Genomic DNA, 9350 nt, shown 5'->3' on the forward strand with positions numbered 1-9350 from the left:
TCATATTTGTCATAATCCGCCGAGCGACAAGGCTTAGAATCCAAGAAAACACTATGGCGAAAAAATGATGCAAACACCCCGCTTCTCTAAAAAAACCTACAGCGTAAAACTGCGCCTCATCGCTTTTGTGGCGCTGGCGGTGCTACTCGTAAGCTCTATCAGCATCATGTCGGCAGCAGGGCTTCATTCCACCTACCATTCCCTGTCTAATTTGCGTGAACGCTCCCTCAGCCAAATGTTCTTATCGATGACCCTCGGAGTAAAAATCACGCAAATCTCCACTTACGCCAACAGGCTGCGCGAAACGGTACGCGCTTTGGAATACCAAGAAGCATCGGCACAACTGGCATCGCATTTGCAGCAAGTGCATCAATATCTAGAAGAAGGCAGGCAGTACGGCGAAGCGGAACAAAGCCAATTTGCCGATATCATTCATTCCCTTGAATTGCTGGAAAACAGCGTACAAGATTTATTGCAGCAGACTCATCAGCGCCATGTCTTAAACACCACCATCATCAGCAAACTCAATCAATCCCTGCTGTATTTGGAACACATCAAGCGCTTGGAAAAACGCAGCGCCTCTGCTCTGCCCGAAATCTCGCACCATACCGCTGCTTCGGCAGCCGCATCGCCGTTTAGCCAAATTCAAACCCTGATAGAAACCGCCACCAAAGGTTCGTTTTCATCCGAAACCTTCATTGCCATCCGCTCGGTCTTTAATTTTCTGCCCGAACAAAAACAACCCGATATTCAGCAGGAATGGCAAAAAATAGAACAGGAATTTGCCCACATTATTCAAGCCGCCTACCAATTGGAAGCCATCAACCAGCGGATTCAGTTTCTGACTTTCCAAATCGATTTTCTGGTCGCCAAAATTGATGGCGACTACAGCCGTCTGGCACAGGATAAAATCATACAAGTAAATGAAAATTCGAAACAAATTCAAATCGCACTATCCAAGCAAATTGTCTTAATCCTGCTGACCGCACTGTTTACCATTGCGCTGATATGTATTCTGGGCGGCTATATTTATCATCTATTCGGCAACCGCCTATATTCCATTACCCAAGCCCTGACCCGTTTATCGCAAGGAGATAAAGCCATACAAGTGCCGCAGCAGCAGCGTCAAGATGAAATCGGCGAATTGGCGCGGGCATTTTATATTTTCCAGCAAAATGTGCTGAAACTGGACCATGCCGATGCCCTCTTAAAAGAGAAAAGCGAATTGCTGGAACGCACCTTCTTCGCCATGCGCGACGGTTTGGCGATTTTCAATCCGCAAGACGAGCTGATTTCCTACAACCGCCAATTCATCGAATTGCTGCATTTGGATACCGAACAAATCGCTATGAACTTCTCACAACTGGCGGCTTTTTTGCAGCAACAGCAAGGCAGCATTTACGGCAGCGGACAAGTGCTAAACGAAGATGCGCTGCGCGAAATCCGCAGCGAGCAGGAACCGCTGGAAATCGACTATAAACAGCAGATTTTGGAATGGCGGATTAGCGCCCTGCAAGATGGCGGCTTGGTCGCGTTTTTAATTGACCGTACCCAGCGCAAAAAATTGGAACTCGATTTGGCGCATAGTCAGAAAATGCGCAGCATCGGACATCTAACCGGCGGTATCGCGCATGATTTCAATAATTTACTAGCCGTCATCATCGGCAATTTAGACCTCATCGACACCGGCAGTCTCAGCGAAAAACAGAGGAAACGTCTGCAACGCGCCTTAAAAGCGGCGGAAAACAGCGCCACGCTTACCCAACGCCTCTTAGCCTATGCCCGCAAACAACCATTAAACCCCAGCGCTTTGGACATCAACCGCCTGCTGCTGGAATTTTCCGATTTTATGAAACACAGCCTGCCGCCAATCATTAAGCTGAATTTGCACCTCGACGAACATTTGCCGCCCGTATATATGGACAAAAACCAACTGGAAACCGCCCTAGTCAATCTGCTGCTCAATGCCAAAGACGCCTTGAACGGCGAAGGCGAAATCCTAATCCGCACGCAAGAACGCCTTATTCAGCGCACCCACAAAAGCGAACAGATGATTCAGCTTTCCATCAGCGATAACGGCTGCGGCATGGACAGCGACACCTTATCGCATATTTTTGAACCCTTTTTTACCACCAAGCAAAACGGCAAAGGCAGCGGCCTAGGTCTATCTATGGTTTACGGCTTTATCCGCCAGTCCAAAGGGAGAGTGGAAGTAGAATCCGCATTAGGCGTCGGTACAAACATTCATCTGCAATTGCCTATTGCTGCGCAAGCGCCGCATTTAGCCGCGCAAAGCCTCAAAGAACAGGCGGCGGAAGAAAAAACAGCCGCCCTATTATTGATAGAAGACCAAGCCGAATTGCGAGAAACCTTGCAAGAACAACTCAATCAAAGCGGTTATCGCACGATAAGCGTAGAAAATGCCGAGCAGGCATTGGCATATTTGCAGGATTGCCATTCGCCGCCGGGCTACATCCTCTCCGATATCGTCCTCAACGGCAAAATGACGGGCATCGATTTGGCCAATCAACTCAAATCCGAAATGCCGTCAATCAAAATACTCTTAATGACCGGCAACCACACCCGATACATCAGCCGGCTCAGCGAGTTTGCACTTATCAATAAACCCTTCAAACAAGAAGACTTATTGGCGCGTTTGCGCCGCCTATAAACCTTTCAAACGCTGATACAGCGCTGCGTATTTCGCACGTTTCTCCGCGTAAAACGCGCTTAAAGATTCGCGCGGCCGATAAACCGCTTCCAAAGGCAAGGGCTGACAAAAACTCGCTATATCCTCATGCCGATGCAAGGCAATTTGCGCCAATTTCGCCGCGCCCAATGCCGGTCCGACATCGCCCCCGCTGCGGTATTCCAAAGTTTTTCCGCTAATATCCGCCAAGAGCTGGCGCCAATACGCGCTCTTTGCTCCGCCGCCGATAAGCGTAATGCTCTCACTTTCCAGCCCCGTTTCATGCAGCACATCAATACCGTCGGCCAAAGCAAAACTCACGCCTTCCACCACCGCTTTCGCCATTGTCGTTGCATTGTCATTATGACCCAAACCCCAAAACACCCCTTTGGCATAAGCATCATTATGCGGCGTACGTTCGCCGGACAAATAGGGCAGAAAAACCGCCTCCGAACGCACCCCGCTCTGTTCAATCTCTTGAAACAAAGTCGCCACATCCGCCGTATGCGTCAGATTTTTCACCCAATCCACCGCCGATGCCGCGCTTAAAATAACCGACATCAAATGCCAACGCGCCGGCAAAGCATGACAAAAACTATGCACCGCTTTTTGCGGATTCGCGATAAAACTGTCGCTCACAACCAAATAAACGCCGGAAGTACCGAGGGAAAGCATTGCCTGCCCTGCCCTATGCAAACCGATACCTACCGCACCGGCAGCATTATCGCCGCCGCCCGCAACCACCGGCACAGACGGCATCTTCCATTTATCCGCCAATTCCTTAAGCAAATAGCCCGTAATTTGATTGCCCTCAAATAATTTCGGCATATGATTCAGCGTCAATCCGCAGGCTGCCAACAAATCTTCATTCCAATCGCGCTTACCGACATCCAACCACATCGTACCTGAAGCATCGGACATATCCGAGGCATACTCTCCCGTCATCTTTAGCCGCAAATAATCTTTCGGCAGCAAAACCTTTGCAATTTGAGCAAAAATCTCAGGCTCATGCTTGGCAATCCATTTTAATTTAGGCGCAGTAAAGCCCGGCATCATCAAATTCCCCGTGATTTCGACAGCATTGGGCAGCATTTGCGCCAATTCCCGACATTCCGAATCGCTGCGCCCGTCGTTCCACAATATCGCCGGTCTCAAAACACGATCCGCCTTATCCAGCAAAGTCGCGCCATGCATTTGCCCCGTTAAGCCGATGGCTTTCACCGCGGATAAGTCTTGTGTATCTGCCAACTGCCGCATCACCTCTTCCACCGCCTGCCACCAATCCTCAGGCTGCTGCTCCGACCATAAAGGCTGCGGACGGGCAATCGCCAAAGACTGCTGCACAATCGCAAGAATATTCTGTTGTTCATCCAGCAAAACCGCTTTTACTCCGGAAGTTCCAAGATCAATGCCGATATACATAAGCCGCTCCTTATTTGCAAAAATTCGCCATAGTCGAAGAATTGAAAAAGTATTACGGCGTTGGCTCGTCTTGTACTAACTTTTCCACTTCTCCGACTATAGAAACATGTTTATTTTAGAATTGTGCCATCTATCGGGCAAGTGGGTTTGCAAACATAAAAAATCCTCATACCTGATTTTGTTTTTCTAGACAAATAAGCCTTTTTTCCCAAATCTGAAAAGTATTTGTATCATTAAAACAACAAACCCCAAGCAATAAAGTTGCATTTTTAATACTTTCTCTTTGCATTTTTACGACAAACAGCTTATGATGCGCTGCGGTGGGTAGTTTTACCCCCTCGCAAACAATGAACTTGCAAGTTTTTGTTTAATTTGGGAGAACATAATGAAACTGAAACAACTGCTTGCAGTTGCCGTACTTGCTGGCGCAAGCTACGCTTCTGCACAACAACTGGAAAATTTGACGTCTAATGCAGACACTCAAATCCTTGTCAAAAATAACTTTGGCGAATGCGTTACCGTTATGGCTAACCGCAACTTGACCGGCTGCGGCGATGCTCCTGCACAACCGCAACCTGTTCAGCAAGTAGCAGAACGTCAAGTGGTTACCTTATCTGCCGACACCTACTTCGATTTCGACAAAGCCGTATTGAAGCCTGAAGGCAAAGCAGCCATTCAACAATTGGCGCAAGAATTAAACTCTCGCGGCGCTAACGTACAAAAAATCACTGTTGTAGGTAACACCGACTCTAAAGGTTCTGATGCTTATAACCAAAAATTGTCTGAGCGTCGTGCCGCTGCTGTCGGCAACTTCCTGATTGAAAACGGCGTACCTAGCACAATCATTGAAGCCTATGGCAATGGCGAGCGCAACCCTGTTGCCTCTAACGACACTGCCCAAGGCCGTGCACAAAACCGCCGTGTTGACATCACTGTTGACGGCGTTGTTGAGCGCAGCGTTCAACAACCTACTGCTGGTGTTGTTACCCAGTAATTTTTAGTGGATATGCCTAATCCCACCAAACCCCGCTCAGCGGGGTTTTTCATTCTCCCTATTTTGCTGAAATCATTCCGCCCAATACTATTTTCCGCTATAATCCGCGCCCTATTTTTAGCCTTAAGACCTTATGATTAACCGCATTTTTAGCATTATTGCCATTTTGGAAGGGCTGTCGCTCTTATTTCTGATTTTTGTCGCCATGCCTTTGAAATACTACGGCGGTCAGCATCTGCCCGTTTATTACGGTGGCTGGACGCACGGCGGCTTATTCCTCGCCTACATCCTTGCCCTCATTCCCGCCGCGCATGTGAACCGCTGGTCATTGTTGATTTTTCTGGCAGGTCTTTTCGCCTCCGTCATTCCTTTCGGCACTTTTGCCTTTGAATGGTATGTCAAACGCCGCCAAGCGCGCCTCGATACGCTCTAATATCTACAAAAATACATCATCATGAACACATCCTCTCCCTCCGTCGGCTTTATCAGCCTGGGTTGTCCCAAAGCCCTTGTGGACTCCGAACGCATTCTCACGCAACTCTCCACCGACGGCTACCGCATCGTCAATAACTATGACGATGCCAATGTCGTCATCGTCAACACCTGCGGCTTTATCGACGAAGCCGTGGCGGAATCGCTGAACACCATCGGCGAAGCGCTGGATGCCAACGGACGCGTGATTGTCACCGGCTGTTTGGGCGTCAAACCCGAGATGATTCGCGAACTCCATCCCGGCGTACTGGCAATTTCAGGGCCGCAAGCCTATGAATTCGTGATGCAAGCCGTGCATCAAGCCGTGCCGAAACCGGCAAAAAACCCGCACATTGATCTCGTGCCGGATATCGGACTACGCCTCACGCCGCGCCATTACGCCTATTTGAAAATCTCCGAAGGCTGCGACCACAAATGCAGCTTCTGCATCATTCCCAGCATGCGAGGACGCCTGCAAAGCCGCAGTGCCGGCGATGTGATGCGCGAAGCGGAAGCGTTGGCTAAATCGGGCGTGAAAGAACTGCTGGTCGTCTCGCAAGACACCTCCGCCTACGGCGCCGACATCAAACACAAACTGGATTTCTGGGGCGGCAAACCGGTCAAATCGCGTTTATTCGAACTCTGCAAAGCCTTGGGCGAATTAGACGTATGGGTGCGCCTGCATTATGTGTATCCCTACCCCAATGTTGACGAACTCATTCCCCTGATGGCGGAAGGCAAAATCCTGCCCTATCTGGATATTCCCCTGCAACATGCCAATCCCGAGATTCTCAAAGCCATGCGCCGCCCCGGCAATATCGAGCGTACCCTCGAGCGCATCCGCTCATGGCGCGAGATCTGCCCCGACATTGCCATCCGTAGTACCTTCATTACCGGCTTTCCCGGCGAAACCGAAGCCCAATTCCAAGAACTGCTGGATTTCATTGACGAAGCGGAAATCAACCGCGCCGGCTGCTTTGTCTACTCGCCCGTAGAAGGCGCCAGCGCCAATGCCTTGCCCGATGCTGTGCCGGAAGAAGTCAAACAAGAACGGCTGGCGCGCTTTATGCAAAAACATGATGAAGTCAGCCGCCGCTTATTGGAAGCCAAAATCGGCAGCGTGATGCCGGTATTGATAGACGAAATCGACGAAGACAGCCAAAGTGCGATTGCCCGCAGCCTCTATGATGCGCCCGAAATCGACGGCGTGGTGTATATCAGCCACATCGAAGGTGCAGAAAAAGGACAACTCCTGCATGTGGAAATCCACGATGCCGACGAACACGACCTGTTTGCCGAAGTCTATTAAACAGCGCCGCTTCATTGAAGCGGCTTTTTATTCCCTGCCGACAGCGTCGCAGCAGGCTTGCAACAAAGATGCGAACATGCCATGATGCGCCCGAACATCACAAGAATCAGCTGAGGAGCTACATTTATGCCAAGCCATGCGGAATTTCGCCGCGCCGCGCGATGTGTCATTGAGGCGGTAGGTAAAGACAATATCGCCTCCACCACGCATTGCGCGCTGCGCCTGCGTCTTGTTTTGCACAATGAAAGCCATATCCGCCAAGAACTCCTAGACCAAGAACCCTTGATTAAAGGCTATTTTTTCAATGCCGGACAATTTCAAATCGTCTTTGGTGCGGAGCATATCAAAACCGCCTATGCCGCCTTTGAAGCCGTCATGGCGGAAAATCCGAATACGGGTTTTAGTAAACTCTGGCGCAATCTGGGCCGCCTCTTTCGTGCCGACAGCGCTGCTGAAAATACCTCAACACCGCCTCGCAGCAAAGCACTTCCTGCAAATCCCATTCCGTTGGAATGGCAGCAGCCCATCAATGGCGACATCTTGCCGCTGAGCGCCGTGCCGGAAGAAAGTTTCGCGCATGGCGACATGGGCGTCGGCTTTGCGATTGAGCCTAGCGATGGCGAAGTACGCTCGCCCGTCAACGGCAGCATCATCGCCATTTTTCCCACCAAACATGCGATTGGCATCCGCGCCGATAACGGCACGGAAATCCTGATCCATATCGGCATCGACAGCATCAAACTGCGCGGCGAAGGCATCCGCCTCTTAGTCGGCATCAATAAGCGCATCAGCGCAGGGCAGGCCTTATTGCAAGTCGATTGGGACTTCCTGCGCCGACACATCAGCACCGTCAGCCCGATTATCTTTCCCGAATACGACAAAGAGCAGTGGGCTCTCTGTTTAGACAAAACCATCCCTTACCTACAGAAACGCAGCCAAGATGAACCCCATTCTTAATGCCTTGCAAGACAGCGATTTTCAATTACATCCGCCCGCCGAAGAAGCGTCTATCCGCGCTTTGGAAGCAGCACTCGGCTGCGCGCTGCACTCGCAATGGCGGGAATTTCTGCTGACCGCCGACGGTGCGGCGCAATACTTTGAAGACGGCGAAATCCATGCGCAATGGCTGTCTTGTGAAGACATCATCCGCACACGCGCCGCTATCATGGATTTTCTGGCACAGACTTTTGGCGAGAACTGGCAAACGCATCCGCTTGAAAACGCAGAAGACGGCATTGCCAATACCCTGCTGCATCCGCTATGGCTACCCTTCTATCGCAATGAAGCCGGCACTTTCTGCCTCGACCATAGCCAAGCCGCCGTCCCCGTTATCATGCTGCTGCATCCCGACGAAGACAGCGAAGGCTATATGCCTGTTCTTGCGGCTAATCATCTGAATCAATGGCTGGATTCTATGGCGGAAAACGAGGGCTTAAACAATGATAATCTGCTCGGCATGGTTGAAGATTTGATGGACGAATACGGCATACTGGACGAATCGGGCGAATTTATCGCCCCGCAAGCGCAATACAATGCCTTTGACCATATCGGCTTTGCCATCCATAGCGACAGCGATTTCGCAGCACTCTTGGAAACCCTGCAATCACAAGCGCTTGAAAGCATTGAAACGCCCAATGGCTATTATTATTGCTACCGCGAAAGCGATACGGCGGCTGGTATCTCGCTCTGGGTAAGCGTCAATCAGGCACAGGATTTCAACAGCCTCGAGCCGCATTTCTTCGGCGACAGCCGCCGCCGCATTCATGCCCACCACTACCTAAATACACAAGACAATCCCTTTGCCGGCAGCTGCTACGCCTGGGCGCAGGCGGAGGCAGAACAGAGCGCGAGCAAAGCGGACAATCCGGAAGGACTCTATCCCCTGCTCTTCAATCTGATGGGCTTCGAGCATATCCGCGAGACATTCCCACTGGATAACAGCGGAGATAAAAGCATCGAATTCAGCGTGCAGCTGACCGCTTTCCCGCACAGAATCAGCCTCTATGCCGATGAACAGGCGTTTAACGCCGCCGAAAGGGAAACGCCTTATGCCGCCCAAGCCTTTATTCCCATCGGCTTGATGCAGCAGGAAACGCAAGACAATGCCGAGGGAAAAGTCCTGCCGACAGCTTATATCAGCGGCAGCGTCAAAGCCGCCGCATTGCGCGAAAATCCGCTGAGCGGCGAAGTCTTCTATCATCTTGTGATTGACAGCTACGGCGGCGCAATCGATCTGGTTGTCCACCCCAACCTCTTCCCCCAAGCCCCCGCCGTCGGCAATATCGTCGAAACTGAGGCGTGGTTGAACGGCATGATAATAAAACAGGCTCTAGACTAGCAGAATCATTCTGTTAGACTAGAAAAATGAGATACAACAGTAAATTAAGCACATATCATCTCAAAAAAATTATTCGGCACTTTTGTGCCGATATTGAAGCCTCAAAAACCGCTTTGCTGACTGGTTT

Annotated in this window: 7 protein-coding genes; 6 read left to right on the plus strand and 1 reads right to left on the minus strand. The window is 50.6% G+C overall.

All coding sequences use genetic code 11. The annotated features are described in order from the left end of the window. Positions 1 to 64 precede the first annotated feature (64 nt). The gene (locus tag ACJHVI_RS05030) at positions 65 to 2671 is read left to right on the plus strand and encodes an ATP-binding protein (protein ID WP_483183556.1); all 2607 of its coding nucleotides are present in this window, start codon (positions 65 to 67) and stop codon (positions 2669 to 2671) included. On the opposite strand, the gene xylB is transcribed toward ACJHVI_RS05030, so the two are convergent. After that, a complete protein-coding gene (xylB, locus tag ACJHVI_RS05035) occupies positions 2666 to 4111 on the minus strand; it encodes a xylulokinase (RefSeq protein WP_483183557.1) in 1446 nt (481 codons plus the stop codon). The two genes, ACJHVI_RS05030 and xylB, sit on opposite strands and share 6 nt — an antisense overlap. A gap of 385 nt (positions 4112 to 4496) precedes the next feature. Between xylB and ACJHVI_RS05040 the strand changes: the two genes are divergently transcribed. The 5 genes from ACJHVI_RS05040 (at position 4497) to ACJHVI_RS05060 (ending at position 9223) form a co-directional block, all read left to right on the plus strand. Then, entirely contained in the window at positions 4497 to 5105 is a 609-nt protein-coding gene (locus ACJHVI_RS05040; RefSeq protein WP_483183558.1) for an OmpA family protein, read from the plus strand. Between the two features lie 133 nt (positions 5106 to 5238). Beyond that, a complete protein-coding gene (locus ACJHVI_RS05045; protein WP_483183559.1) occupies positions 5239 to 5538 on the plus strand; it encodes a DUF3817 domain-containing protein in 300 nt (99 codons plus the stop codon). 15 nt (positions 5539 to 5553) lie between these two features. Continuing rightward, positions 5554 to 6885 (plus strand): 30S ribosomal protein S12 methylthiotransferase RimO, encoded by a 1332-nt coding sequence (rimO, locus tag ACJHVI_RS05050; protein WP_483183566.1) that lies wholly within the window; start codon positions 5554 to 5556, stop codon positions 6883 to 6885. 126 nt (positions 6886 to 7011) lie between these two features. Then, positions 7012 to 7842, plus strand: coding sequence for a PTS sugar transporter subunit IIA (locus ACJHVI_RS05055; protein ID WP_483183560.1), 831 nt, complete (start codon positions 7012 to 7014; stop codon positions 7840 to 7842). Next, the gene (locus tag ACJHVI_RS05060) at positions 7826 to 9223 is read left to right on the plus strand and encodes an SMI1/KNR4 family protein (protein ID WP_483183561.1); all 1398 of its coding nucleotides are present in this window, start codon (positions 7826 to 7828) and stop codon (positions 9221 to 9223) included. Before ACJHVI_RS05055 ends, ACJHVI_RS05060 begins: the two co-directional genes overlap by 17 nt. The last annotated feature ends 127 nt before the right edge of the window (positions 9224 to 9350 follow it).

The organism is Suttonella sp., from assembly GCF_056855035.1.

What these genes read in the sequence shown, in the direction of transcription:
- ACJHVI_RS05030 (WP_483183556.1), top strand. Translation starts at nt 65, where the DNA reads ATGATGCAAACACCCCGCTTCTCTAAAAAAACCTACAGCGTAAAACTG.
- xylB (WP_483183557.1), bottom strand. Translation starts at nt 4,111, where the DNA reads ATGTATATCGGCATTGATCTTGGAACTTCCGGAGTAAAAGCGGTTTTG.
- ACJHVI_RS05040 (WP_483183558.1), top strand. Translation starts at nt 4,497, where the DNA reads ATGAAACTGAAACAACTGCTTGCAGTTGCCGTACTTGCTGGCGCAAGC.
- ACJHVI_RS05045 (WP_483183559.1), top strand. Translation starts at nt 5,239, where the DNA reads ATGATTAACCGCATTTTTAGCATTATTGCCATTTTGGAAGGGCTGTCG.
- ACJHVI_RS05055 (WP_483183560.1), top strand. Translation starts at nt 7,012, where the DNA reads ATGCCAAGCCATGCGGAATTTCGCCGCGCCGCGCGATGTGTCATTGAG.
- ACJHVI_RS05060 (WP_483183561.1), top strand. Translation starts at nt 7,826, where the DNA reads ATGAACCCCATTCTTAATGCCTTGCAAGACAGCGATTTTCAATTACAT.